24 protein-coding genes are annotated in these 25,380 nt (G+C 54.5%); 2 read left to right on the top strand and 22 right to left on the bottom strand.

What is annotated here, in order from left to right; all coding sequences use genetic code 11:
- Positions 1 to 29: 29 nt before the first annotated feature.
- Both arfB and FY206_RS04850 read right to left on the bottom strand, forming a co-directional pair.
- The gene (gene arfB, locus FY206_RS04855) at positions 30 to 452 is read right to left on the bottom strand and encodes an alternative ribosome rescue aminoacyl-tRNA hydrolase ArfB (RefSeq protein ID WP_032644145.1); all 423 of its coding nucleotides are present in this window, start codon (positions 450 to 452) and stop codon (positions 30 to 32) included.
- Positions 449 to 994: a YaeQ family protein gene (locus tag FY206_RS04850; protein ID WP_032644143.1), complete on the bottom strand. Its 546-nt coding sequence runs from the start codon at positions 992 to 994 to the stop codon at positions 449 to 451. Before FY206_RS04850 ends, arfB begins: the two co-directional genes overlap by 4 nt.
- Before the next feature lie 196 nt (positions 995 to 1,190).
- On the opposite strand from FY206_RS04850, the gene FY206_RS04845 reads away from it, so the two are divergent.
- Together FY206_RS04845 and rof are read left to right on the top strand one after the other, a co-directional pair.
- Complete coding sequence (locus FY206_RS04845; protein ID WP_008501889.1) at positions 1,191 to 1,391, top strand: YaeP family protein; 201 nt, start codon at positions 1,191 to 1,193, stop codon at positions 1,389 to 1,391.
- Positions 1,378 to 1,638 (top strand): Rho-binding antiterminator, encoded by a 261-nt coding sequence (rof, locus tag FY206_RS04840; protein ID WP_008501890.1) that lies wholly within the window; start codon positions 1,378 to 1,380, stop codon positions 1,636 to 1,638. The genes FY206_RS04845 and rof overlap by 14 nt, the downstream gene beginning before the upstream one ends.
- 28 nt (positions 1,639 to 1,666) lie before the next feature.
- On the opposite strand, the gene tilS is transcribed toward rof, so the two are convergent.
- From tilS to rpsB, 20 genes are all read right to left on the bottom strand, one after another.
- Entirely contained in the window at positions 1,667 to 2,956 is a 1,290-nt protein-coding gene (tilS, locus tag FY206_RS04835; RefSeq protein WP_032644142.1) for a tRNA lysidine(34) synthetase TilS, read from the bottom strand.
- Positions 2,957 to 3,015: 59 nt separating this feature from the next.
- Positions 3,016 to 3,405: a VOC family protein gene (locus FY206_RS04830; protein WP_032644141.1), complete on the bottom strand. Its 390-nt coding sequence runs from the start codon at positions 3,403 to 3,405 to the stop codon at positions 3,016 to 3,018.
- A gap of 65 nt (positions 3,406 to 3,470) precedes the next feature.
- Positions 3,471 to 5,603 carry a lysine decarboxylase LdcC gene (locus FY206_RS04825; RefSeq protein ID WP_032644140.1) on the bottom strand — a complete coding sequence of 711 codons (2,133 nt, stop codon included), beginning with the start codon at positions 5,601 to 5,603 and terminating at the stop codon, positions 3,471 to 3,473.
- Positions 5,604 to 5,703: 100 nt separating this feature from the next.
- Positions 5,704 to 6,663, bottom strand: a complete 960-nt coding sequence (gene accA / locus FY206_RS04820; RefSeq protein ID WP_008501895.1) for an acetyl-CoA carboxylase carboxyl transferase subunit alpha — start codon at positions 6,661 to 6,663, stop codon at positions 5,704 to 5,706.
- Between the two features lie 12 nt (positions 6,664 to 6,675).
- The gene (gene dnaE, locus FY206_RS04815; RefSeq protein WP_032644139.1) at positions 6,676 to 10,158 is read right to left on the bottom strand and encodes a DNA polymerase III subunit alpha; all 3,483 of its coding nucleotides are present in this window, start codon (positions 10,156 to 10,158) and stop codon (positions 6,676 to 6,678) included.
- Positions 10,159 to 10,196: 38 nt separating this feature from the next.
- Positions 10,197 to 10,793 (bottom strand): ribonuclease HII, encoded by a 597-nt coding sequence (gene rnhB, locus FY206_RS04810; protein ID WP_032644138.1) that lies wholly within the window; start codon positions 10,791 to 10,793, stop codon positions 10,197 to 10,199.
- Positions 10,790 to 11,938, bottom strand: a complete 1,149-nt coding sequence (gene lpxB / locus FY206_RS04805) for a lipid-A-disaccharide synthase (protein ID WP_032644137.1) — start codon at positions 11,936 to 11,938, stop codon at positions 10,790 to 10,792. The genes rnhB and lpxB overlap by 4 nt, the downstream gene beginning before the upstream one ends.
- Entirely contained in the window at positions 11,938 to 12,726 is a 789-nt protein-coding gene (gene lpxA / locus FY206_RS04800) for an acyl-ACP--UDP-N-acetylglucosamine O-acyltransferase (RefSeq protein WP_023310462.1), read from the bottom strand. Before lpxA ends, lpxB begins: the two co-directional genes overlap by 1 nt.
- 3 nt (positions 12,727 to 12,729) lie before the next feature.
- Positions 12,730 to 13,185 carry a 3-hydroxyacyl-ACP dehydratase FabZ gene (gene fabZ, locus FY206_RS04795; RefSeq protein ID WP_010426706.1) on the bottom strand — a complete coding sequence of 152 codons (456 nt, stop codon included), beginning with the start codon at positions 13,183 to 13,185 and terminating at the stop codon, positions 12,730 to 12,732.
- 102 nt (positions 13,186 to 13,287) lie between these two features.
- Positions 13,288 to 14,313 carry a UDP-3-O-(3-hydroxymyristoyl)glucosamine N-acyltransferase gene (lpxD, locus tag FY206_RS04790; protein ID WP_032644136.1) on the bottom strand — a complete coding sequence of 342 codons (1,026 nt, stop codon included), beginning with the start codon at positions 14,311 to 14,313 and terminating at the stop codon, positions 13,288 to 13,290.
- A gap of 3 nt (positions 14,314 to 14,316) precedes the next feature.
- Positions 14,317 to 14,811 (bottom strand): molecular chaperone Skp, encoded by a 495-nt coding sequence (gene skp / locus FY206_RS04785; protein WP_032644135.1) that lies wholly within the window; start codon positions 14,809 to 14,811, stop codon positions 14,317 to 14,319.
- Between the two features lie 122 nt (positions 14,812 to 14,933).
- Positions 14,934 to 17,351 carry an outer membrane protein assembly factor BamA gene (gene bamA, locus FY206_RS04780; protein WP_032644134.1) on the bottom strand — a complete coding sequence of 806 codons (2,418 nt, stop codon included), beginning with the start codon at positions 17,349 to 17,351 and terminating at the stop codon, positions 14,934 to 14,936.
- A 31-nt stretch (positions 17,352 to 17,382) separates the two neighbouring features.
- On the bottom strand, positions 17,383 to 18,735 hold the full coding sequence (rseP, locus tag FY206_RS04775) for a sigma E protease regulator RseP (RefSeq protein WP_032644133.1): 1,353 nt from the start codon (positions 18,733 to 18,735) through the stop codon (positions 17,383 to 17,385).
- Positions 18,736 to 18,746: 11 nt separating this feature from the next.
- On the bottom strand, positions 18,747 to 19,604 hold the full coding sequence (gene cdsA / locus FY206_RS04770) for a phosphatidate cytidylyltransferase (protein WP_032644132.1): 858 nt from the start codon (positions 19,602 to 19,604) through the stop codon (positions 18,747 to 18,749).
- A 12-nt stretch (positions 19,605 to 19,616) separates the two neighbouring features.
- Complete coding sequence (ispU, locus tag FY206_RS04765; RefSeq protein ID WP_024907522.1) at positions 19,617 to 20,375, bottom strand: (2E,6E)-farnesyl-diphosphate-specific ditrans,polycis-undecaprenyl-diphosphate synthase; 759 nt, start codon at positions 20,373 to 20,375, stop codon at positions 19,617 to 19,619.
- A gap of 186 nt (positions 20,376 to 20,561) precedes the next feature.
- Positions 20,562 to 21,761, bottom strand: coding sequence for a 1-deoxy-D-xylulose-5-phosphate reductoisomerase (gene ispC / locus FY206_RS04760; RefSeq protein ID WP_032644131.1), 1,200 nt, complete (start codon positions 21,759 to 21,761; stop codon positions 20,562 to 20,564).
- Positions 21,762 to 21,854: 93 nt separating this feature from the next.
- On the bottom strand, positions 21,855 to 22,412 hold the full coding sequence (gene frr, locus FY206_RS04755; protein ID WP_014882629.1) for a ribosome recycling factor: 558 nt from the start codon (positions 22,410 to 22,412) through the stop codon (positions 21,855 to 21,857).
- Positions 22,413 to 22,579: 167 nt separating this feature from the next.
- Positions 22,580 to 23,305 carry a UMP kinase gene (pyrH, locus tag FY206_RS04750; protein ID WP_008501910.1) on the bottom strand — a complete coding sequence of 242 codons (726 nt, stop codon included), beginning with the start codon at positions 23,303 to 23,305 and terminating at the stop codon, positions 22,580 to 22,582.
- A 150-nt stretch (positions 23,306 to 23,455) separates the two neighbouring features.
- Positions 23,456 to 24,307: a translation elongation factor Ts gene (gene tsf / locus FY206_RS04745; RefSeq protein ID WP_006173611.1), complete on the bottom strand. Its 852-nt coding sequence runs from the start codon at positions 24,305 to 24,307 to the stop codon at positions 23,456 to 23,458.
- A gap of 117 nt (positions 24,308 to 24,424) precedes the next feature.
- The gene (gene rpsB / locus FY206_RS04740; protein WP_003856207.1) at positions 24,425 to 25,150 is read right to left on the bottom strand and encodes a 30S ribosomal protein S2; all 726 of its coding nucleotides are present in this window, start codon (positions 25,148 to 25,150) and stop codon (positions 24,425 to 24,427) included.
- Positions 25,151 to 25,380: the final 230 nt, after the last annotated feature.

Below are 25,380 nucleotides of genomic sequence, written 5' to 3'. Positions count from 1 at the left end.
ATTCCTTATGAAAAGTGTGTTCCCTTTCGTCACTCTGTCGGGCGACGAACTTTACCGCGTAGTGCTTTCACTGTGGATTTTTGGGCCTTAGAAGACAACCGGCGCTCTTTCGATGCGCGAGTTGGCCGCGTTGCCCGGCGGCTTTTTTGTACTGCCGTTAATTCTTTGATGACCGCCACCAGCCTGGCTATCGCCGCTTCCCGGTTGAGCTCCTGGCTGCGGTACTCCTGGGCTTTAATCACAATTACGCCATCGCTGGTAATAAGGTGATGGCTGGCGGCAAGCAGGCTTTCTTTATAATACTCTGGCAGGCTTGATGCCCGAATGTCAAAACGCAAATGGATAGCCGTCGACGCCTTGTTGACGTGCTGCCCACCGGCCCCCTGCGCACGGATGGCGGCGATCTCAAGCTCGTTGTCAGGAATGCTGACGTTTCGGGACAGGACGATCATGACGCCGGTTGCCACGCCGTTAGGTGAATTTCCAGATTATTCTGAGAATCAGAGAGCCAGATGGCGCCGTCCTGAATCGTCGCCTGTAGCACCATGGTCCGGCTGGCAAACTCGCTCAGCTGCGCCAGCTGCTCATCGTCCAGGTACCAGACCGTGAGATTTTTATACTGTCCGCACTTGCTCTTATTTTGCTGCCACCAAATCTCCGCAGCGCGCTGATTATACGCGAATAAGGCCACTTCAGCGGACTGGGTGCAGGCCTTCTTAATTCTGCGCTCGTCCGGCAGCCCGAGTTCGATCCACAAATCGATACCCAGATGATCGTTACGCAGCCAGGCTTCCGGCTCGTCTTCTGCGCTTAACCCACGAGTAAACTGCAGTCGCTCGTCGGCATACTTAATCCACGCCAGCAGGCGCAGCATCATACGCTCCTGGGTTTCGGAGGGGTGGCGTGCCAGCGTAAGCGACGCGTCGAGGAACCGGTTGCGATCCAGATCGGCCACATTGACCACTGCTTTATAAATTGTCGCTTTCAGCGCCATGAGAGAACTCCATTCGAATCAGGGGCACATTGTAGCGAAAACCGCGGCAAAAGGCTGTTACAGGGTGATAAATACACCGCTATCAAGGCGCTGATATTGCTTAAATGAGTATGGTATAGTCACCTTGCTAAACCGAGTTTATCTTCGTAGGCTTAATGATATCTCACAGTAAGTCAGTGCGCTGGCGGGAGGGGATGTGAATAATTATTGTGAGTTAATTCGCAAACGGTATGCGGAAATCGCCAGCGGAGATCTGGGGTATGTCCCGGACGCGTTGGGCTGTGTATTGAAAGTGCTTAATGAAGTGGCCTCTGATGAGAGCCTTTCAGAGTCGGTCAGGGAAAAAGCAGCGTATGCTGCGGCGAATTTACTGGTGAGCGATTATGTCGATGAATGATACTTATCAACCCATCAATTGTGATGACTATGACAACCTCGAACTCGCCTGCCAGCATCATTTATTACTGACGCTGGAGCTAAAAGATGGCGAAGTGTTGAAGGCGAAAGCCAGCGATTTGGTTTCACGTAAAAACGTGGAGTACCTGATAGTGGAAGACGCCGGTGCGACGCGCGAGCTGCGTCTGGACAAAATAGCCAGCTTCAGCCACCCGCAAATCGGCACCGTCGTGGTGAGCGAATCCTGACAACACTAACGGGCAGCCTGGCTGCCCGTTACGCTTTTTGCCACTCAAAGCGGACTCCCTCTTCAGACCATCCCTCTTCCGTGATGAAGACACCCGCAGCAGCAATCAACGCTTCACCGTAAAACAGCAGCGGCGTGGTGTCGCGCAGCCACGGCGGCACGCTGCACTCCTGCCAGATTTTCTTCAGCTTCCGCCCCCCGTTACGCCCGACGATATGCAGCATACCGCCAGCCTTAAAGCGCACGGTGACCGGTTCATCAGGCTTCGGCAGCCGCACATGACCTGATGGTATAAGAGAGACATGCCCTGCCTCGTTGGGCAATACCAGCGGTGCGTCAGGAGAAAGCCAGTCGAGCACCGCATCGGTCAGCGAGGGCGTGGATTTTACCCACCAGAGCTCTCCCTTATAGCGTCTCACCTCATAACCGTTCAGGTGGACGCACGGGGAAGCATCGTCCCGCGCCAGGGCGACTTCGTCCCAGATACGGCTCAGCATCGCCCGCGACGGCATTACGGCTTGATGAAAGGCCAGCCAGCGCCGTAGCAGCGCGGCGCGACGTGCCGGGCTCAACGCTGTCAGCGGTGCAATGGCCAGCGCTCCGTCTTTAGAAATCAGTTCAGCCAGCTCGTCGCTCAACAGCTCGTCCAGCAGCGATTCCTGTTCGGCGCACAGCATGGCGCTTCGTGCCGTCGCGTCGGCAAAATGCGGCCAGCGTTCGCTTAAAAGCGGAAGGACGCGCAGACGCAGGAAGTTACGGTCATAGCCGTCATCCTGGTTGCTCTCATCTTCAATCCAGTTGAGCTGATGTTCCCGCGCCCAGGCTTCCAGTGAGGCACGCGTCTCGCCAAGCAGCGGACGCAGTAACGTTGTGCCGGCAAATTCAGAGCGCGGCGGCATGGCAGACAGCCCCGCTGGCCCGCTTCCCCGCTTAAGCGCCAGCAGAAAGGTTTCACACTGGTCATCCAGATGCTGGGCCGTGACCAGCGCTTCTCCAGCACGCAGTGCCCCGGTAAACGCGGCGTAGCGCGCTTTACGCGCCTGCGCCTCAATGCCCAGGCCTTCTTCCGCAAGCGCGACCCGCTCAACCAGGAGCGGGATATCCCAGGCCGCACACAACGCTTCGCAGTGCGCCACCCATTCATCCGCGTGAGGACTTAATCCGTGATGGATATGCATCGCCCGAAGCTGGACGTCAGGTTCCCGATCGCGCCAGCGCTTAAGGCGATGGAGCAGAACGGTGGAATCCAGGCCACCGCTAAACCCCACCAGCAGCTGGCGGTACGGTGAAACGGCGTGCGCGATAGCGGGTAAGGTCATAGGGAATTACACATAAAAAAATGCCCGAACAGAGCGGGCATTATCACACAGGACGAACATTACTGCTGATAAAGCTCCAGCGGCAGGCCGTCCGGGTCGTTGAAAAAGGTAAAGCGCCTGTCGGTGAACGGATCGACGCGGATCGCTTCACACGTCACGCCGTGCGCTTCCAGATGTTTGACTGCGCTATCCAGATCATCGACGCTGAAGGCAAGATGGCGCAGGCCGCAGGCTTCCGGGCGGGACGGACGCGCAGGCGGAAAAGGAAAAGAGAACAGTTCAATCACATACTGCCCGTTCAGGGCCAGATCGCCCTTCCAGGAGTCGCGCTCCTCGCGGTAGGCCTCGCTCAACAGCGTAAAGCCCAGGATGTCGCAGTAGAAGGCCTTACTTTTCGCGTAATCGGTCGCAATGATCGCAATATGGTGAACAGCTTTTAAACCCAGCATAGCTTCTCCTTTTTATGATGCCTGAACGTTACAACCGAAAACCCACACCTGGCAAGCGGTCATCATTATTTTAGGACTCGCACCCAGTAAACGCCGTTCTCGTCGCGCTTCGCACCGTGGATATCCGTCTCAAAACCGGGATAGTGGCGCCCCACCGAACAGAGCATCAGCAGAAAATCGAGCACGGCGCGACTCTCTTCGGTAATCATCTCTCCCGGCATCAGGAGCGGAACGCCCGGCGGGTAAGGCAGGATCATGTTAGCCGATACGCGCCCAACCAGGTTTTCCAGCTCGACGGTTTCGACCTCCCCTTTCACCTGGCGCTGCCACGCCTTGTGCGGGGTAAACTTCATCTCCGGTAAGACATCGAACGCCTGAAGCATCAGGCGCGGCAGATCGTGCTGACGGATCAGCCTGTGGATCCCCTGGGCCAGATCCTGAATACGCATATTGCGGTAGAAGTCAGGATCTTCCGCGTAGAGATCCGGCAGCATGTTCTTCACCCGCAGGTTGAGATCGTAGGCGCGCTTGAACTCCATCAGGCCGCGCAGCAGCCCCATCGCCCGAGTCTTATCAATACCAATACTGAACAGGAACAGCAGGTTATAGGGCCCGGTTTTCTCCACCACCACGCCACGTTCATCAAGGAATTTCGCGACCAGCGCGGCCGGAATCCCCTCATCGCTCATCTTGCCCTGCTCGTTCATGCCCGGCGTCAGGATCGTCACTTTTACCGGATCGAGGAACATGTGTTCGCTATCGGCATCCCGGAAGCCATGCCAGTCTTCGCCGGGGGAGACGGGCCAGCACTCCGCTTCATCGATCTCTTCCGGCTGCCAGATATCAAAGAACCAGCCGTCGGCTTCCTCTTTCAGCCGCTGAACCTCTTTGCGAAAATGCAGCGCACGCTCCACGGAACGGTTGATCAGGCGTTTGCCCGGATTGCCGCGCAGCATTGCCGCGGCCGTTTCAATGGAGGCCACCAGCGGATAGCTCGGTGAGGTGGTGGTGTGCATCATATAGGCTTCGTTGAACGTGTCTTCGTCATACTCGCCTTTGATATGGATAAGCGAAGCCTGGGAAAACGCCGCCAGCATTTTGTGCGTCGACTGCGTTTCGAAGAAGACTTTACCCGGCACGCGTTCGCCGCTCATGCCGCTTTTACCCGCGTAGATCGGGTGGAAGTTGGTGTACGGCACCCATGCGGAATCGAAGTGGATCGACGGCACGTCCAGCGTCTTTTTGATCCAGTCCGTGTTGTACAGCAGACCATCGTAAGTTGAGTTGGTGATCACCGCGTGAACGGGCCAGCTCGCGCCGGTAATTGCCGCGACCTTACCTTCAATGGCGTCATGGGTGAACTCCCGGCGCGGAATGCCGCCAAGTATACCGAGCGCGTTACGCGTGGGCGACAGCCAGAGCGGTACGACGTCGCTCATCATTAGCAGATGGGCCAGCGATTTATGGCAGTTTCGGTCGATCAGCAGCGTGCTGCCCGCAGGCGCGGCGTACATCCCGACGATTTTGTTCGAGGTGGAGGTGCCGTTGGTCACCATATAGCTCTGCTCGGCGCCAAAGGTGCGGGCGATATACTCTTCGGCTTCCAGATGCGGGCCGGTGTGGTCCAGCAGAGAGCCCAATTCGGTGACCGAAATTGACACGTCCGCCTTCAGCGTGTTGCCACCGAAGAAATCATAGAACAGGCAGCCCACCGGGCTTTTTTGGTAGGCCGTCCCCGCCATATGGCCGGGCGTACAGAAGGTATATTTCCCCTCTTTCACGTAGGTGAAGAGCGCCCGGGTAAACGGCGGCGTAATGTTATCGAGATATTCATTCGTGTACTGCTGAATGCGGGACGCAATGTCTTCCGCCACGCCGAGCGAATATTCAAAGAACCACAGCGCCATACGCATATCGTTGGCGCTGACGTCCATGGTTGAGTGGGTATTAATAAACGCGTACAGCGGGAGGTATTCGTTCAGCTTGTTGATATCGCTGCACAGTTCGAGGTCATATTCATCCCAGTCGAAGATCACGCCGCAGATGCGCGGATTATGCTCGATGAACTTCAGCAGGTCGGCGCTGTTGTGCGGCCAGATTAGCTGATACCCGCGCGACTGCAGGGCGTGCTCCAGCTCCTTAATCGGCTCATCTTTATAAAAGACGCCGTGTGGCCCCATAACGGCAATGATATTCATGGGCTTCCTCCTTAAAAAACATTAGCTAAGCATAGTCCGGCTAAACCGCAGGTATAAAAAAAGCCGCAACATTGTGCGGCTTTTCAGATAATTGTGAAGCTTACGCGTAACCGTAGGTCATCAGGCGCTGGTAGCGGCGGTTGAGCAGGTCTTCTTTGCTCAGCACGTCCAGGTCTGCCAGATCGGCCAGCAGCTGCGCTTTCAGAGACGCCGCCATCACTTCCGGCTTACGATGCGCACCACCCAGCGGTTCCGGGATAATGGAATCGATCAGCTTAAGCTCCTTCAGGCGTGGCGCAATGATGCCCATCGCTTCTGCAGCCAGCGGCGCTTTATCGGCGCTTTTCCACAGAATGGACGCGCAGCCTTCCGGGGAGATAACGGAATAGGTGCTGTACTGCAGCATATTCACTTTATCGCCCACGCCAATCGCCAGCGCGCCGCCGGAGCCACCCTCACCGATAACGGTACAGATAACCGGCACCTTCAGGCGAGACATCTCGCGCAGGTTGCGCGCGATGGCTTCAGACTGACCGCGCTCTTCCGCGCCCACGCCAGGGTAAGCACCCGGGGTATCGATGAAGGTGATGATTGGCATGTTGAAACGCTCAGCCATCTCCATCAGACGCAGGGCCTTGCGGTAGCCTTCTGGCGCTGGCATACCAAAGTTACGACGGATTTTCTCTTTGGTTTCACGACCTTTTTGATGACCAATGATCATCACCGGGCGTCCGTCCAGACGCGCGATACCGCCAACGATAGCTTTATCGTCAGCATATGCGCGATCGCCGGCCAGTTCGTCAAATTCGTCAAACGCCAGGCGGACATAATCCAGGGTGTACGGACGCTGTGGATGGCGAGCCAGCTGAGCCACCTGCCATGCGCCGAGATCGGCAAAGATTTTGCGCGTCAGCTCTACGCTTTTCTCGCGCAGACGATGCACTTCTTCGTCGATGTTAATATCCAGTTTTTCATCCTGACGGCTTACCGCTGTCAGAGAATCGATTTTCGCTTCCAGCTCAGCAATCGGCTGTTCGAAATCAAGGAAATTCAGACTCATAGTATTCCTGTATTAGTCAAACTCCAGTTCCACCTGCTCCGAACCAATGAGGCCACGGAGATCGTTCAGTAAACGATCGCTCGGAGAGACACGCCACGTTGCACCAAAGCGCAACCGCGCGCGTGCATCCGCCCTCTGATAGTAGAGATGTACTGGAATTGTCCCCGAGCGGTGGGGTTCCAGAGACTGACGGAGTCGGTTTAAAAGCTGGTCATCAATTTGCCTGTCCGTCAGCGAGATAGCAAGCCCGCGAGCATATTTTTCCCGGGCTTCGTCAATGTCCATCACTTCGCGGGCGGTCATTTTAAGCCCCCCACTGAAGTCATCAAAGCTGACCTGTCCGCTGACGATAAGTATGCGGTCTTTTTCCAGCAATTGCTGGTATTTATCCAGCGCGTCGGTGAACAGCATCACCTCCAGACGCCCGGAACGGTCATCCAACGTACAGATGCCGATACGATTGCCGCGCTTGGTGACCATAACCCTTGCGGCAATCACGAGCCCCGCAGCCGTGGTGATTTTACCACGTTCTGTCGGATGCATGTCTTTTAGCCTGTGGCCGCCGACATAGCGCTCAATTTCTTTGATGTACTGGTTGATCGGGTGCCCCGTCAGGTACAAGCCTAACGTCTCACGCTCTCCATCCAGCACCACCTGTTCTGGCCAAGGCTGGCAGTTGGAATACGATTGCTCGATCTGCTCCGGCTCTTCCGCCAGCACCCCGAACATATCCGCCTGACCAATGGCTTCCGCTTTTGCGTGCTGATCCGCCGCTTTTAACGCATCGCCAAGAGAGTTCATTAGCGCGGCACGGTGCGGCCCCAGCCTGTCGAACGCGCCGGACATGATCAGTTTTTCCAGCACGCGGCGGTTCAGCTTTTTGGTATCGGTTCGGGCGCACAGATCGAACAGCTCGCGGAAATAGCCGCCGCTGTTACGCGCTTCGATGATCGCCTCGATCGGACCTTCACCCACGCCCTTGATCGCGCCAATCCCGTAGACGATCTCTCCGTCGTCATTGACGTGGAAATGGTAGAGGCCCGAGTTGATATCCGGCGGCAGGATCTTAAGCCCCATGCGCCAGCACTCGTCCACCAGGCCCACCACCTTCTCGGTGTTGTCCATATCGGCGGTCATCACTGCCGCCATAAATTCAGCGGGATAGTGCGCCTTCAGCCACAGCGTTTGATACGACACCAAAGCATAGGCGGCGGAGTGGGATTTGTTAAATCCGTACCCGGCAAATTTCTCCACCAGGTCGAAGATTTTCATCGCCAGCTCGCCGTCTACGCCGTTTTTCTTCGCGCCATCTTCAAAGATAGAGCGCTGCTTGGCCATCTCTTCCGGCTTTTTCTTACCCATCGCACGACGCAGCATGTCCGCGCCGCCGAGGGTATAGCCGGAAAGCACCTGGGCGATCTGCATAACCTGTTCCTGATACAGGATGATGCCGTAGGTGGGCTCCAGTACCGGCTTCAGGCTTTCATGCTGCCACTGCACGTCCGGGTAGGAAATCTCTTCGCGCCCGTGCTTACGGTCGATAAAGTTATCTACCATCCCCGACTGCAGCGGGCCCGGACGGAACAGGGCAACCAGTGCGATCATATCTTCGAAGCAGTCAGGCTGCAGGCGTTTGATCAGATCCTTCATGCCGCGGGATTCAAGCTGGAAGACGGCTGTCGTCTCCGAACGCTGCAGCATGTCGAAACTTTTCTTGTCATCCAGCGGGATGGCGGCAATGTCTATCGGCTCAAGGCCCTGCTTTTCCCGGCGCGGGTTGATCATCTTCAGCGCCCAGTCGATGATCGTCAGCGTACGCAGGCCGAGGAAGTCAAACTTCACCAGCCCGGCGTATTCCACGTCGTTCTTATCAAACTGTGTTACCGGATGCTCACCCGCTTCATCGCAGTAGAGCGGCGCGAAGTCGGTAATTTTGGTCGGCGCGATAACCACGCCCCCCGCGTGCTTACCGGCGTTTCGCGTGACGCCTTCCAGCTTGCGCGCCATGTCGATCAGCGCTTTGACCTCTTCGTCCGCTTCGTAGATTTCCGGCAGCTGAGGTTCGGCCTCAAAGGCTTTTGCCAGCGTCATGCCCGGGTCGGGCGGCACCAGCTTAGAAATACGATCGACAAACCCGTACGGGTGGCCCAGCACGCGGCCCACGTCGCGGATTACCGCTTTCGCCGCCATGGTCCCGAAGGTAATGATCTGCGATACCGCGTCACGGCCGTACATATCGGCCACGTGCTCAATCACCTGATCGCGTTTCTCCATGCAGAAGTCGACGTCGAAGTCGGGCATGGAAACACGTTCCGGGTTGAGGAAACGTTCGAACAGCAGGTCGAATTCCAGCGGATCGAGGTCGGTAATTTTCAGCGCATACGCCACCAGCGAGCCCGCACCGGAGCCACGGCCCGGTCCGACCGGCACGCCGTTATCCTTCGACCACTGGATAAACTCCATTACGATCAGGAAGTAGCCCGGGAAGCCCATCTGGTTGATAACCTGGAGTTCAATGTCCAGGCGTTCGTCATATTCAGGACGACGCTTTTTACGCTCTTCTTCATCCGGGAAGAGGAATTCGAGACGCTCTTCCAGACCTTCCTTCGATTTCACGACCAGGAAATCTTCCGTGGTCATGTCACCCGTCGGGAACTGCGGCAGGAAGTATTCGCCAAGTCGCACGGTAACGTTGCAGCGCCTGGCAATCTCTACGCTGTTTTCCAGCGCTTCGGGGATATCGGAGAAGAGTTCACACATCTCCTCCTCGCTGCGCATGTACTGCTGAGCGGAGTAGTTACGCGGCCGTTTCGGGTCGTCGAGCGTAAAGCCATCGTGGATCGCCACGCGAATTTCGTGCGCGTCAAAATCGCCGGACTCAAGGAAACGCACGTCATTCGTCGCCACCACGGGCAAACCGCGCTCTTCAGCCAGCGCAACAGCGGCGTGCAGATAGCTCTCTTCGTCCTGGCGACCGGTGCGGATCAATTCCAGATAGTAACGATCCGGGAAATATTCTTCATAAAACGAGACGCACTGATCCACCAGCGCGCTGTTGCCGCGCAGCAGGCATTTGCCGACGTCGCCCATGCGACCACCGGAGATCAGCAGCAGCCCTTCGTTCAGCTCCGCCAGCCAGTCCCGGTCGATCCACGGGCCCAGCGCGCCATAGCCGCGCTGATAGGCTTTTGAGATGAGCAGAGTGAGGTTTTGATAGCCCGTGTTGTTCATCGCCAGCACGGAGATTTGCGTCAGTTCATCGCCGATAAGATCGTTCTGAACATGAAAATCTGCGCCGACGATAGGCTTCATTCCCGCGCCGTGCGCCGTTCCGTAGAACTTCACCAGGCCACACAGGTTGGTAAAATCGGTGATCGCCAGCGCGGGCATGCCAAGGGAGGCCGCCTTTTTTACCAGCGGCCCGGTCTTCGCCAGCCCATCGATCATGGAGTAGTCGCTATGCACCCGCAGGTGTACGAAACGTGGTTCAGCCATCTTCAGATTCCGCGTTACTTAATTGCGTGCGTATTGATTCAGGACAACCGTCCCAGCGCGCGTTTCACCGGGCCAAAACTGCGCCGGTGGTGCTCGGTTGCGCCATGTTCAGCCAGTCTTTCCAGATGGAAAGGCGTAGGATACCCCTTGTGCTGGGCGAAACCATACTGAGGGTAAGTGAGATCCAGCGCGGCCATTTCAGCATCGCGTGTCACTTTGGCAATAATAGATGCTGCGCTGATCTCGGCGACCCGGCTATCGCCTTTCACGACAGCCATCGAAGGCATCGGCAGTGCCGGACAGCGGTTGCCGTCAATCAGGACATATTCCGGGGCAATTTTCAGACCCGCTACCGCACGCTGCATGGCCAGCATTGTAGCATGCAAAATATTCAGCTCGTCGATTTCATGCGGCTCAGCGCGACCCAGGCTCCAGGCCAGCGCCTTCTCCTGAATCTCACTGAACAGGGCCAGTCGACGTTTTTCGGATAATTTTTTTGAGTCGTTTAGCCCGATAATCGGACGAGCCGGATCGAGGATCACCGCGGCGGTCACCACCGCGCCGACTAACGGGCCACGACCCACTTCATCCACACCCGCCACAAGGTGGGTGTGAGGATAAACAAATTCCATCATTTCGCTAACTCCAGCACCGCATCTGCCGCTTGCTCATCAGCGTTACAGCGGATCAGTTGATGCAGTTCGCGGAAGGTATCGTGCATCTGGTGGCTGGTTTTACCGTTGGCGAGCAGCGGTAGCAGCGCCTCCGCAAGCGCCTGCGGCTGGCACTCATCCTGCAACAGCTCTTTCACCAGCTCGCGCCCGGCAAGCAGGTTTGGCAGGGAGACATAATCGGTTTTCACCAGACGCTTTGCCAGCCAGAAAGTGAAGGGCTTCATGCGGTAACCGACCACCATCGGGCATTTTGCCAGCATACACTCCAGCGCAGCCGTGCCGGAGGCCAGCAGCGCGGCATCGCTCGCATACATTGCTTCCCGCCCTTTCCCGTCCAGTAGACGAACGTGAAGGTCCGGGGCAACTTCCGCTTTGATGCGCTCAAACTGCTCGCGGCGTTTGGCATTCACCAGCGGCACGACGACTTCAAGATCGGGATAGGTCTGGCGAAGGATTTGCGCTGTTTTGAGGAAATCGGCGCTGAGCATTTCCACTTCTGCGCCACGGCTGCCTGGCAGCAGTGCCAGACAGTGCACATCATGCGGAATACCCAGCGCGTCGCGCGCCGCGTTTTTATCCGGATCCAGCGGCATCGCATCCGCCATGGTATGACCGATAAAACGGCACGGAACATTAAATTTGTCGTAAAACGCTTTTTCGAAAGGCAGAAAAGCCAGCACCAGGTGGGTGGACCGTCCAATTTTGAAAACGCGTTTCTGTCGCCACGCCCAGACGGACGGACTGACGTAGTGAATAGTTTTAATGCCCTGTTTTTTCAGATTGCCTTCAAGGGTAATGTTGAAATCAGGTGCATCGATACCGACAAACACATCGGGCTTGAGCTCGGTAAAGCGGCGGGTGAGGTCGGCACGAATGTGCAGCAAACGGCGTAACCGCCCCAGCACCTCAACAATGCCCATTACGGCCAGCTCTTCCATTTCGTACCACGCTTCACAGCCTTCGGCCTGCATCAGCGGGCCAGCAACGCCAACAAAGCGTGCGTTAGGTACACGCGCCTTTAGCGCACGAATGAGACCGGCACCAAGAATATCGCCGGAGGTTTCTCCGGCGACCAGGGCTATCGTAAGCGGACGACTGTCGACCATTAACGAATCAGACCCCTTGTTGAACGGTCAAAGAATTCCATGAACGCGTTCACTTCAGGGTGCTTATTCGCCAGCTCGGCAATTTCCGGCTTCGCCTCTTCCAGCGTTTTACCGCTACGGTACAGCAGTTTGTACGCGTTGCGTATGGCGGTAATCGCTTCGCGGCTAAAACCACGACGCTTGAGGCCTTCGATGTTCACGCCAAACGGCGTGGCATGGTTGCCCTGCGCAATTACATACGGTGGGACGTCCTGCGCCACACCGGAGCATCCGCCAACCATCACGTGCGCACCAATGATGCAGAACTGATGGACTGCGGTCATGCCGCCAATAATTGCGAAGTCATCAACGGATACGTGTCCTGCCAGCGTTGCGTTGTTGGCAAGAATACAGCGGTCACCCACGGTACAGTCGTGCGCGATATGCGCATTCACCATGAACAGGTTATCGCTGCCCACCTTCGTCAACCCACCACCCTGTACTGTTCCACGATGAATGGTGACGCTTTCGCGAATACGGTTACGATCGCCAATTTCCAGACGGGTAGACTCACCAGCATATTTAAGATCCTGGTTAACTTCGCCGATGGAGGCGAACTGATAGATCTCATTATTGCAGCCAATGGTCGTGTGACCATTCACGACAACGTGAGATTTCAGTACTGTACCCTCACCAATTTCGACATGGGGTCCAACAATACAAAACGGGCCAATGTGGACGTTAGCGCCAATAATGGCACCGGTTTCCACAATCGCGGTAGGATGAATAAAGGCGGATTTATCAATCACGTATCAGGACTCCCGGCTACGAGCACACATCATCGTCGCTTCGCAAACAACTTTGCCGTCTACCAGCGCTACGCCTTTAAAGCGAGTCAGGCCACGACGCGTTTTTTCAAAAGTGACTTCCATGATCATCTGATCACCAGGCACGACAGGGCGCTTAAAGCGCGCTTCATCGATACCCGCGAAGTAATACAGCTCGCCTGGCTCCAGCTTGCCGACGCTTTTAAACGCCAGAATACCGGTAGCCTGAGCCATCGCTTCCAGAATCAACACACCCGGGAAGATAGGCTTACCAGGGAAGTGCCCCTGGAAAAACGGCTCGTTCACGGAAACATTTTTCACTGCGCGCAGAAAACGACCTTCTTCAAAATCCAGCACACGGTCTACCAGCAGAAACGGGTAGCGGTGCGGCAGAAGTTCTAAAATCTCTTCAATATGCAGAGTATGAGTGTCAGTAGTCAAAATACTCTTCCTGTCAAAATGTACTGATAACAATAATAACACGGCCTGCCGGTTTATTAGAAAGCCGACAGGCCGGGAAAAATAGCGTTAAACGGATGACGCTTAGTCTTGTTGATCGATCTTACGCTCAAGAGACTTGAGGCGCTTGCTCATATCATCAATATTCATCACCAGAGCTGCTGTTTTACGCCATACCTTGTTGGGCTGTAGCGGAATGCCAGAGGAATAGACGCCAGGTTCAGTGATAGGACGCATAACCATGCCCATGCCCGTCACGGTAACCTTGTCGCATATTTCCATATGGCCATTAATCACGCTCGCACCGCCGATCATGCAATAACGGCCAATTTTCAGGCTGCCTGCCATGATGACGCCACCCGCAACCGCGGTATTGTCGCCAATCACAACGTTATGCGCAATCTGGCACTGGTTATCGATGATAACACCATTGCCAATGATCGTGTCGTCAAGCGCACCGCGGTCAATGGTGGTGCAGGCGCCGATCTCCACGCGATCGCCAATAATAACGCGACCAAGCTGCGGGATCTTAACCCAGTTACCGCGATCGTTAGCATAACCAAAGCCGTCAGAACCGATCACGGTGCTGGACTGAACGAGGCAATTTTCGCCAATTTCAACGTCGTGATAAACGGACACATTGGCCCATAAACGGGTTCCGGCGCCGATTTTCGTATTTTTCCCAACGAAGCAACCCGGGCCAATGACGACGTTATCGCCCAGCACAACGCCGGATTCGATAACCGCATTCGCGCCAACGGCAACGTTGTTACCCAGCCTTGCCGTCGCATCAATCGCGGCACTGGCAGCAATGTTCTGAGCCGGCTGCGGCGTGGTATCAAGAATTTGAGCCATGCGTGCATACGTCAGGTAGGGATTTTTCACTACCAGCGCGCTAACAGTGGCAAAGGGGAGGTCGTCCTGCGTCAGAACAACGGCTGACGCCTGGCATTGAGCCAGTTGCTCACGGTACTTAGGGCTTACCATGAAGGTAATCGTGCCAGCTTTAGCAGATTGCATGGACGCAACAGCGGTGATGACGATATCGCCATCACCGTGTAATTCTGCATCCAACTGCTGAGCTAAATCAGCCAGTCGAATTGAAGGCATTACTTATTTAACCTGTTTCAGAACATCAGCAGTGATGTCTTTAACATCTTTGCTGTTATAAGCAACGGCGTTCGCATCTACAACCAGATCGATGCTCTGATCGGCAGCCACTGCTTTAACAGCGGTCTGAATACGAGTCACCAGCTTGCCGCGCTCTTCGTTAGAACGACGCTGACGATCCTGCTCGAAAGCCTGCGCTTTCTGGGAGAACGTCTGGCGCTGAGCCATTACGTCTTTTTCCAGCTTGCTGCGGTCGCTCGCTTTCATGGTAGAACCATCACGCTGCAGACGCTGCATTTTGGACTGAAGATCGTTTTCCATACCCTGCAGTTCGCTTGCACGGCCTTTGAATTCGTTTTCCAGCGTCGCAGAAACACCTGTTTTCTGTGCAACCTGCTGGAACAAATTACCCATGTTGACGATTGCAATTTTGTCTGCTGCCTGAGCAGAAGTTGCCATCGCTAAACCGAGACCTGCAGCTAATAACCACTTTTTCACAATTAACTCCTTACCATCCCATTGGCACCAGAAGGTACCGTTCTTTGCGTGGCAAGGCGACCATGTTACCGATCGCCAGTTGTCAGCGCTACACTGCCAACGCATTCCTTTGCTGCGGATTATTACCAGGTTTTACCAATGTTAAACTGGAATTGCTCCGACTTATCTCCATCATATTTCTTAAACGGCTGGGCGTAAGAGAAGACCAACGGCCCCAGCGGTGACATCCATTGTAATGCGATACCGGCAGACATGCGAATATTGCTCGGATCGCTGTAGTCAGGAATGCCTTCTGCGCGCATCTGGGCCGTATTCTGCCAGTTAGTATCCCACACCGTACCGGCATCCCAGAAGAAGGACGTACGGACGGAGTTCGCGTATTTATCGCTGATAAACGGCGTTGGGGTAATGAACTCCAGGCTCGCAACGGCCATGGCGTTACCGCCCACCGCGTCATTGGAGCTACAAACCTCAGAAGACGAGGATTTATTACAGTTATCCTTATCGTTACCGCCGTAATAGACTGCTTTCGGACCAATGTTGTTGGACTGGAAGCCACGAACGGTACTGGAACCACCGGCATAGAAGTTTTCATAGAACGGCAGTTCTTTGCCGCCTAAACCATCACCATAGCCCCAGCGGGTACGACCCAGAACCACCCACTTATGATCGTCGTCGATCGGGAAGTAGGACGCAGTATCCAGCGTCACCTTATAGAACTCGTTATCGGAGCCCGGGACGGTGACTTTACCGTTCAGGTTGACGCGAGAACCTTCCGTTGGGAAGTAGCCACGGTCGAGACGGTTATAGGTCCAGCCGTAGTTGAAGGTGAAGTCATCCGCCGCGAAGCCATTATCATGGCCATCTTTGCTGGTTGACTGACCAATCGAGTCCAGATAACGCCACATCGCCACCTGCGGTTGCATATTGGACAGGTCGTTATGCACGTAACCTAAGCCCGCACGCAGGGTGTTGTATTCGTTGATCGGGAAGCCAAGCGTACCGTCCACACCGTAACTCTTGTTGGTGTACGAGGACAGATCCGCATCGTCTGCTTTAAAGTCGTTATAGAAGATACGACCGCCCAGACTCACACCGTCAACGGTGAAGTATGGGTTCGTTACAGAGAACTCAGAGTAGGTCTGGTAGTCGTTTTTGGTACCGTTGATACCAACAGAGTAACCCGTACCCAGCCAGTTATCCTGCTGCACGCCGACCTGGAAGCTGACGCCGCTTTCGGTACCGTAGCCCACACCGAAGTTGAAGCTACCGGTGTTACGCTCTTTCACTTTATAAACGACATCAACCTGATCCGGGCTGCCCGGTACGCGCTGGGTGTCGGTGTCCACCGTTTCAAAATAGCCCAGACGGTTCAGACGCTCTTTACCCTGATCAACGAGATCGCTACCTAACCATGCGCCTTCCATCTGACGCATTTCGCGACGCAGAACGGAGTCTTTGGAGGTGTCGTTACCGACGAAGCGGATCTTACGCACGTAGAAACGGTTACCCGCGTCAACATTCACGTGCAGCTTAACGGTTTTATCCGCGTCATTGATTTCCGGCTGAGTCTGTACGCGCGGGTAGGCATAACCATAGCGGCCGAGCAGCTTCTTAATGCTGTCTTCCATTTTGGTGACCTTGGAACCGCTATAGAGATCGCCTGGCTGAATTTTGGTCAGCGATTCGATTTCCGCAGAGTGCCCGGCCAGGTTACCACTTACCTCAACACCCGAAAGCTTGTACTGATCGCCTTCAGTGATGTTGATCGTAATGTAGATGCCTTTCTTGTCCGGCGTCAGACTCACCTGAGTCGAGTCGATATTGAAACGCGCGTAACCACGATCCAGATAGTAGCTGCGCAGGGTTTCCAGGTCGCCCGCCAGTTTCTGTTTCTGGTATTTGCGATCGCCTACCACGTTCCACCACGGCACTTCATCGCGCAGCTGGAAGGTGGAAATCAGTTCGTCGGTGCTGAACGCGTGGTTGCCCACAATGTTGATCTGCTGGATCTTCGCGGAAACACCTTCCTGGAAGACCAGCTTCAGATCAACACGGTTACGTGGCAGCGGAGTAACAACCGCTTTCACGCTGGCGCTGTATTTACCGACGCTGTAGTAGAAGTCTTCCAGACCTTTTTCAATGTCTGAAAGGGTTGTGCGGTCCAGAGACTCCCCCACACGAACACCGGATGCTTCAAGGTTTTGCTTGAGCATGTCATCTTTCACCGACTTGTTGCCGGAGAAAGTGATACTGGCGATCGTTGGACGTTCTTTTACCTGTACCAGCAGCGTATCACCATCGCGCAGGACGCGGACATCCTCGAAGTTGCCGGTGGCAAACAGAGCACGGATGGTGTTACTGATATCATCATCATTAACCGTATCGCCGGGGCGCACAGGCATACTGAGGAGGGCCGCACCAACGGCGACACGCTGAAGGCCTTCGAAATGAATGTCTTTCACTACGAACCCGTCAGCACCGTATACGGTGGCGCTGCTAAACAGCAGCGACGCTATGAGCAACTTTTTCATCGCCATCGTTATTATGCGTTCTTCCTAACTAACTCTCTTACAACCGAGAGAAATCATTGAAAAGTGCAAGCCCCATTAACAGCACCAGCAAAATCGAGCCAATGCGATAACTAAAGTCTTGAACTCGCTCGGATACCGGTCCGCCTTTTAGCTTTTCAATCGCTAAAAACAGCAGATGACCCCCGTCTAAAACGGGAAGCGGAAACAGGTTGATTATCCCAAGGTTCACGCTAATGAGCGCGAGGAACATGAGATAGTAAATCGCCCCGAATTCCGCTGACATCCCAGCCCCCTGAGCAATCGAAATTGGCCCACTGAGGTTGTTCAGTTTCACATCACCGGTTATCAATTTCCCCAACATGTTGACCGTCAGCTTCATCAGTTGCCATGTTTTATCCGTGGCTTCAAGGATGGCGCTGAACGGCCCATACTGGCGTATTGTCTTGTACTCGTCTGGCAGCGGGATCACTTTTGGCACCACGCCTGCAAACCCTTCTGCCTTTTTGCCGACCGACTTCGTATCCGGGATCAGCGTCAGCGAAAGCGGACTGCCTTGCCTTTCAACTTCCAGCGCGAGAGACGTTCCCGGATTATCGCGCACCAGAGTAACAAAGGTCATCCACTCTGTTAATGGTTGACCATCGACTTTAACGATCCTGTCGCCCGCTTGCAAACCCGCTTTGCTCGCCGCCGAATTGGCCTGGACTTCGGCTAATACCGGCTCGATTTGCGGGCCGCGTGGACGAATGCCCAGCGCAGCGACGGGATCCTCTTTGTCTGGTTCGAAGCGCCAGTGACGTAAATCAAGGACTTTGTCCTGACGCGCATCTGAACCAAACGGCGATACGCTGATGGTGGTCTGCGGATCGCCGATTTTGGCTACCAGCTGCAGTCGAACGGCATCCCAATCAGGGGTTTCGATGCCATCAATCGCTTTAAGTTCCATCCCAGATGTAATTTGCGCACTCGCCGCGATGGAGTTGGGCGCAATTTCACCCACCACCGGGCGCACGCCAGGGACGCCGATGATAAACACCAGCCAGTAAGCGAAAATCGCAAAGATGAAGTTGGCTACCGGTCCGGCAGCAATGATGGCAGCGCGTTGTCCAACGGTTTTATTGTTGAATGCGCTGTGTCGCAGCTCTGGCGCGACGGGCTCGACGCGTTCGTCGAGCATTTTGACGTAGCCGCCCAGCGGGATAAGGGCGATGACAAATTCCGTGCCGTGACGGTCGGTGCGCGTCCAGAGTGATTTACCAAAACCGATGGAAAACCGCTCTACGCGCACGCCACAGCGGCGAGCAACCCAGAAATGGCCAAATTCATGCACGGTAATCAGTACACCCAGTGCAACAATGAACGCCGCCAGATTCCAGAGAATGCTCAGCATAAAACCTTCCGTTAAATCGTCCCGAATACCAGTAAAAGCAAACACGCAAACACGGGAACAGCCGCTGTCAGGCTATCAATGCGATCCAGTATGCCGCCATGCCCTGGAATCAGGTGTCCGCTGTCCTTTATCCCTGCTTCACGCTTAAACATACTTTCGGTTAAATCACCGAGCACGGAGGCAAGCGCAGCAAAAATCGAGCACACCAGCAGTATTGACGGTGCCACTTCAAGATTCGCCCAGACGCCGTAGCCCCAGGAGATGATCGCTGCCGTAAACAGGCCGCCGATGAATCCTTGCCAGGTTTTGCCCGGAGAAACCTTCGGCGCCAGCTTATGTTTGCCGAACAGTTTACCAAACATATAGGCCCCGGAGTCAGCCCCCCAGACCAGAATCATCACATAAAGCAGCCAGATCGCACCGCTGTAGTGGTTTTCATCGTAGTGCCAGGCGCGCAGCGCAACCATACCCCAGAAAAAAGGAATTATGGTGAGCAAACCGAAAATCAGTCGCAGCACTTTTGAATGACGCCATAAAGCCGCTGAGCCTGGATAAAAAAGAACCAGAAACAGCGCCGCCACCCACCAGGCCAGCGATATCCACAAGGAACCGGCGACCAGCGGCTGATGAATATCATGATGATATTCAGGCAGCGTAAACAGCATTATGGCCAGGATAAAGCCACAAAGTACCGCAAGCCATACTCGCTGAGAGCGCGAGGTAAAGCCGCTAAACTGTCCCCATTCCCACGCGGCGAGCATGCACACCACCAGCGTGACAATCGCGAATCCCACCGGGGGCAGTAAAAACAGCGCCGCAATGACAATGGGTATTAATACAAAAGCGGAAATCAGGCGATACTTCAGCAAAAGCTACCCCCATCAGGCTTTGTCGCCACCAGGCTCGGTGCCGCCGAAACGACGCTCTCGATTGGCAAAGGCATGCAGCGCACCTTCAAAGTCTTGTTCATCAAAATCGGGCCAAAGAACATCCGTAAAGTAAAGTTCGGCATAGGCAATTTGCCATATCAAAAAGTTACTTATGCGATGCTCCCCCCCTGTCCTAATTACCAAATCCACAGGCGCCTGTTCATTCATGCAGATTTGCTTGCTCAGCGCCTCTTCATCAATTTGGTCGGGTCTCAACAGCCCTTCCTGAACCTGTTCGGCCAGATGCCGAACGCCCTGGATAATATCCCAGCGTCCACCGTAATTCGCCGCGATATTCAGCGTCAGACCGGTATTATTTTCCGTCAGCGCCTCTGCTTTACGAATCCGTTCCTGCAAACGTGAGTTAAAACGACTGGTATCGCCAATGATGCGCAGGCGGACGTTGTGGCGGTGCAGGCTTTTTACTTCGCTATCTAGCGCCCACACAAACAGCTCCATCAACGCTGTCACTTCCTGCAGCGGTCGATTCCAGTTTTCACTGCTAAAAGCATAGAGCGTTAACGCATCAATGCCGTTGTTGGCGGCAAAAGAAACGGCGCGGCGAACGGATTTCGCCCCCGCTTTATGCCCAAAGGCTCGTATCTTCCCTTGTCTTTTCGCCCAGCGGCCATTGCCATCCATAATGATTGCTACATGACGACAGCCATGAGCTGGCAAATTTTCGCTTATTGGTTGATTCGCAGACAACATAACGCGTTTTTTGTCCCTGAAAAGGATTTAACGGTACTCAGGAATACTGAAGCCTATACATAAAAAAGCCGTGTCAAACCACGGCTCACCTGACCACACTAAGTCAAATACCTGCGATCAGGTGGCGCAGACTATATCACTGAAGCCCAACGCTAACAAATAGCACGACGACTAGTGCTTGCTTTATCACCAGCTTGCGAGACGTGTCACCTGTTGGCGCGCAATATTACGCGCAGCTGCATCCACCGCCAGCACCTCTTCCACGCTTTGTGGTTCGCGCAAATCCATCATCTCCAGTACCGATAAATTTAACGCCGCGATATCGGTAAAACGAATTTGCTGATTCAGAAATGCGTCAACGGTAATTTCATTGGCAGCATTCAGTGCCGTTGTCGCCGCCTGCCCCTGGTCAAAGGCACTTATCGCAAGCTTCAGACAAGGGTAGCGGTCATAGTCTGGTTCACTGAACGTCAGGGAACTTAGCTTGCAGAAATCGAGCGGCTTCACGCCGGATTTCACTCGATTTGGCCACGCCATGGAATGGGCAATCGGCGTACGCATGTCCGGCTCGCCCAGCTGTGCCAGCACGCTGCCATCCTGATAACGCACCATCGAGTGAATCACCGATTGCGGGTGAATCAGTACTTCCATCTGTTTCGCTGAAGCATTAAACAGCCAGCGCGCTTCAATGTATTCCAGACCTTTGTTCATCATGGTGGCTGAATCCACGGAGATTTTACGCCCCATCGACCAGTTCGGATGACGGCACGCCCGATCCGGCGTCATGGCGCGCAGTTCAGACAGTGGCGTTTCACGGAACGGGCCACCAGACCCGGTAAGCAGAATCGACACTACGCCATTCTGCTCCAGGTCAGCGTACCCCAGGTTTTGCTGAAAAGGTTGCGGTAAACTCTGAAAAATCGCGTTGTGTTCGCTATCGACCGGCAAAAGACGCGCACCGCGCTGCTTCACCGCATCCATAAACAGGCGTCCACAGGTGACCAGCGACTCTTTATTGGCCAGCAGAACATCCTTACCGGCATCAATCGCGGCAAGCGTCGGCAATAATCCTGCCGCCCCGACGATAGCCGCCATCACCTGATCCACCTCATCCAGAGCCGCCATCTCGCAGGCTGCCTGTTGGCCACTCAGCACCTCGGTTCGGCTGCCCTTCTCAAGCAGCTGAGCTTTCAGCAGGCGCGCGCTCTCTTCGTCATCCATCACCGCATAGCGGGGCGCAAACTCCAGGCACTGCTCGACCATCCGCTGCACATTCTTACCGGCCACCAGCGCAGTCACGGTGTAAAGTTCAGGATTATGGCGAACAACGTCGAGAGTGCTGCAACCAATAGAGCCGGTTGAGCCGAGGAGTGTTAAATGCTTCATGAGATGCCCGAAAAGTTAGACCAGATAAAAGCAAAACGCCGCCAGCAAGACCCGAAGTCCCTCTGAACGGCGTTTATCAGTGTACGACAGAAATCAGAACTGCATCAGTTCCGCTTCTTTGTCTGCCAGCGCCGCATCAATTTTCTTGATGGCCGCGTCGGTCATTTTCTGAATGTCGTCCTGAGAACGACGATCGTCATCTTCACTGATCTCTTTTTCTTTCAGCAGCGCTTTTACTTTATCGTTCGCGTCGCGACGAACGTTACGCACGGATACACGACCCTGCTCAGCTTCGCCACGCACCACTTTGATCAGATCTTTACGACGCTCTTCCGTCAGCGGAGGCAGCGGAACGCGGATATCAGAACCCGCAGAGCTTGGGTTCAGGCCGAGGTCAGAGGCCATGATCGCTTTCTCAACGGCCGGGCTCATAGAGCGATCGAACACGTTGATTTTCAGCGTACGGGTATCTTCTACCGTGACGCTCGCCAGCTGACGCAGCGGGGTTGGCGTGCCGTAGTATTCTACGATGATGCCATCCAGCAGGCTTGGGGAAGCACGGCCGGTACGGATTTTGCTGATTTGGGTTTTGAACGCTTCTACGCATTTTTCCATGCGTACTTCAGCATCTTTTCTGATGTCGTTAATCACGTTACGAATCCTTGAAAACTTGTCTCAGGCAGACTATCCGCCAGCACAGCGCTACAGGTGTGCTAAGTATAGTCGCGTTTAATTCATGACAACGCCAAAGGCGCGCCCGGGTAAGATACCACTACAAAATAAAGCGGAATCTTACCTGTATTTATCGTCAACGGAAATTATTCCGTGATCAAAGTGCCTTCTTTTTCGCCCATGACCACGCGACGCAGTGCGCCAGGCTTGTTCATATTGAAGACACGGATCGGCAGTTTGTGGTCGCGAGCCAGCGTGAAGGCGGCAAGATCCATCACTTTCAGCTCTTTATCCAGCACTTCGCTGTAGCTCAGCTGATCGTACATGGTGGCAGACGGATCTTTTGCCGGATCGGCAGTAAACACGCCGTCTACTTTGGTCGCTTTCAGGACCACATCGGCTTCGATCTCGATACCGCGCAGGCAGGCAGCGGAATCGGTCGTAAAGAACGGGTTGCCCGTACCGGCGGAGAGGATCACCACGCGGTTGTTGCGCAGCAGGCTGATGGCTTCTGCCCAGCTGTAATTATCGCAAACGCCATTCAGGGGGATCGCGGACATCAGGCGGGCGTTCACATAGGCGCGATGCAGCGCATCACGCATTGCCAGGCCATTCATGACGGTTGCCAGCATACCCATGTGGTCGCCCACAACGCGGTTCATCCCCGCTTTCGCCAGACCAGCACCACGGAAAAGGTTGCCACCGCCAATAACCACGCCAACCTGGATACCCAGTTCGACCAGTTCTTTGATTTCCTGTGCCATGCGATCAAGGATGCTTGCGTCAATACCGAAGCCTTCCGATCCCTGCAGCGCTTCGCCACTCAGCTTAAGCAGAATGCGTTTGTACACGGGTTTTGCATTGGTAGCCATGTTTCTTTCCTGAGACTGTCAACGATTAAGATGGGGGTTAATTCTGGCGACATGATATGCCGCAAATCAGCACAGCGATACTGGAGCCTGTCTGATTTCCTGTGACGGGTGACAAAAAGAAGCCGCCCTCAGGCGGCTCCTTTTCAATCATTAAGACTGCTTGGACATTGCAGCAACTTCTGCTGCGAAGTCAGTCTCAACTTTCTCGATGCCTTCGCCCACTTCGAAGCGGATGAAGCCAGTTACGTCAGCGTTGTGCTCTTTCAGCAGCTGAGCAACAGACTTGCTTGGGTCCATTACGAATGGCTGGCCAGTCAGAGAAACTTCGCCGGTGAATTTCTTCATACGGCCTTCAACCATTTTCTCTGCGATTTCTTTTGGCTTACCAGACTGCATCGCGATGTCCAGCTGAACCTGGTACTCTTTTTCTACCACTTCAGCAGACACGTCTTCTGGCTTAACGAATTCTGGTTTGCTTGCAGCGATGTGCATAGCCAGCTGTTTAACCAGCTCTTCGTCAGCGCCTTTAGCCGCAACCAGAACACCGATACGTGCACCGTGCTGGTAAGAGCCCAGAACGTCGCCTTCCAGAGAAGATACGCGACGGATGTTGATGTTCTCACCGATTTTAGCAACCAGCGCAACACGTTCTTCTTCGAACTGTGCTTTCAGAACTTCAACGTCGGTGATTTTGCCAGCAACAGCTGCGTCCAGAACTTTGTTCGCAAATGCCTGGAAACCGCCATCTTTAGCAACGAAGTCAGTCTGGCAGTTAACTTCCAGAATGATGCCGTAGGTGCCGTCGATTTTGGTGATGATCACGCCGTCAGCAGCAACGTTGCCTGCTTTTTTAGCTGCTTTGATCGCACCGGATTTACGCATGTTTTCGATTGCCAGCTCGATGTCGCCGTTCGCTTCAGTCAGCGCTTTTTTGCAATCCATCATGCCTGCGCCAGTACGCTCGCGCAGCTCTTTTACCAGGGATGCGGTAATTTCAGCCATTCTTAAATCCTCGGGAGATGTGAACTGCCCGGCCGGGGGCCAAACAGTGTAAATTGAAAAAAGGGGCCGGTAATGGGCCCCTATTCATACACGGTACTAATAAGGGGTAAAACCTTATTATTCAGCTTCTACGAAGCTTTCTTCCGCCTGAGAAGCCAGATCCTGGGAACGGCCTTCACGAACGGTAGCAGCTACAGCGCTCAGGTACAGGCTAACAGCACGGATTGCGTCGTCGTTACCCGGGATAACGAAGTCAACACCGTCCGGATCGGAGTTGGTATCAACGATAGCGAATACCGGGATACCCAGGTTGTTAGCTTCTTTGATAGCGATGTGCTCGTGGTCTGCATCGATTACGAACAGCGCGTCTGGCAGGCCGCCCATATCTTTGATACCGCCCAGGCTGTTTTCCAGCTTGTCCAGTTCACGAGTGCGCATCAGCGCTTCTTTCTTAGTCAGCTTGTCGAAAGTACCGTCCTGAGACTGGGTTTCCAGATCTTTCAGGCGTTTGATGGACTGACGAACAGTTTTCCAGTTGGTCAGCATGCCGCCCAACCAGCGATGGTTCACGAAGAACTGGTCGCAGCTGTTAGCAGCATCTTTCACAGCTTCGCTTGCAGCGCGCTTAGTACCAACGAACAGAATCTTACCTTTACGGGAAGAGATCTTGTTCAGCTCAGCCAGGGCTTCGTTGAACATTGGTACAGTTTTCTCAAGGTTGATGATGTGAACTTTGTTACGCGCGCCGAAGATGAAAGGCTTCATTTTCGGGTTCCAGTAACGGGTCTGGTGACCAAAGTGAACACCAGCCTTGAGCATGTCGCGCATGGAAACAGTTGCCATGTTTAAAACCTCTATATTGAAAGTTGGGGTTATGCCTCCACGTATCCCATATTACCGACCCCGAAGGGCACCCCGGAATATGTGCCGATACGTGTGTGTTGTTACACAAAGTGAGATTTGTCGCTCCCGTCCAGCCTGTGTATCTGAGATGGATCGGAAGTCCGGCGCGCTTTATACCACAAAACACGACCAGAAACCAACAGTTGTTGGCGGAGTGTGCTGTTAATGAT

The sequence above is a fragment of the Enterobacter chengduensis genome, from assembly GCF_001984825.2.
GTDB lineage: Bacteria > Pseudomonadota > Gammaproteobacteria > Enterobacterales > Enterobacteriaceae > Enterobacter > Enterobacter chengduensis.
This window is presented reverse-complemented; position numbering and strand designations above follow the sequence as displayed.

Coding starts and splice junctions, on each gene's coding strand:
- FY206_RS04825 (WP_032644140.1), bottom strand. CDS start 5,603: ATGAATATCATTGCCGTTATGGGGCCACACGGCGTCTTTTATAAAGAT.
- dnaE (WP_032644139.1), bottom strand. CDS start 10,158: ATGGCTGAACCACGTTTCGTACACCTGCGGGTGCATAGCGACTACTCC.
- rnhB (WP_032644138.1), bottom strand. CDS start 10,793: ATGATGGAATTTGTTTATCCTCACACCCACCTTGTGGCGGGTGTGGAT.
- lpxD (WP_032644136.1), bottom strand. CDS start 14,313: ATGCCTTCAATTCGACTGGCTGATTTAGCTCAGCAGTTGGATGCAGAA.
- FY206_RS04850 (WP_032644143.1), bottom strand. CDS start 994: ATGGCGCTGAAAGCGACAATTTATAAAGCAGTGGTCAATGTGGCCGAT.
- lpxB (WP_032644137.1), bottom strand. CDS start 11,938: ATGGTCGACAGTCGTCCGCTTACGATAGCCCTGGTCGCCGGAGAAACC.
- ispU (WP_024907522.1), bottom strand. CDS start 20,375: ATGTTGTCTGCGAATCAACCAATAAGCGAAAATTTGCCAGCTCATGGC.
- pyrH (WP_008501910.1), bottom strand. CDS start 23,305: ATGGCTACCAATGCAAAACCCGTGTACAAACGCATTCTGCTTAAGCTG.
- arfB (WP_032644145.1), bottom strand. CDS start 452: ATGATCGTCCTGTCCCGAAACGTCAGCATTCCTGACAACGAGCTTGAG.
- rof (WP_008501890.1), top strand. CDS start 1,378: ATGTCGATGAATGATACTTATCAACCCATCAATTGTGATGACTATGAC.
- tsf (WP_006173611.1), bottom strand. CDS start 24,307: ATGGCTGAAATTACCGCATCCCTGGTAAAAGAGCTGCGCGAGCGTACT.
- tilS (WP_032644142.1), bottom strand. CDS start 2,956: ATGACCTTACCCGCTATCGCGCACGCCGTTTCACCGTACCGCCAGCTG.
- bamA (WP_032644134.1), bottom strand. CDS start 17,351: ATGGCGATGAAAAAGTTGCTCATAGCGTCGCTGCTGTTTAGCAGCGCC.
- rseP (WP_032644133.1), bottom strand. CDS start 18,735: ATGCTGAGCATTCTCTGGAATCTGGCGGCGTTCATTGTTGCACTGGGT.
- FY206_RS04830 (WP_032644141.1), bottom strand. CDS start 3,405: ATGCTGGGTTTAAAAGCTGTTCACCATATTGCGATCATTGCGACCGAT.
- ispC (WP_032644131.1), bottom strand. CDS start 21,761: ATGAAGCATTTAACACTCCTCGGCTCAACCGGCTCTATTGGTTGCAGC.
- accA (WP_008501895.1), bottom strand. CDS start 6,663: ATGAGTCTGAATTTCCTTGATTTCGAACAGCCGATTGCTGAGCTGGAA.
- rpsB (WP_003856207.1), bottom strand. CDS start 25,150: ATGGCAACTGTTTCCATGCGCGACATGCTCAAGGCTGGTGTTCACTTT.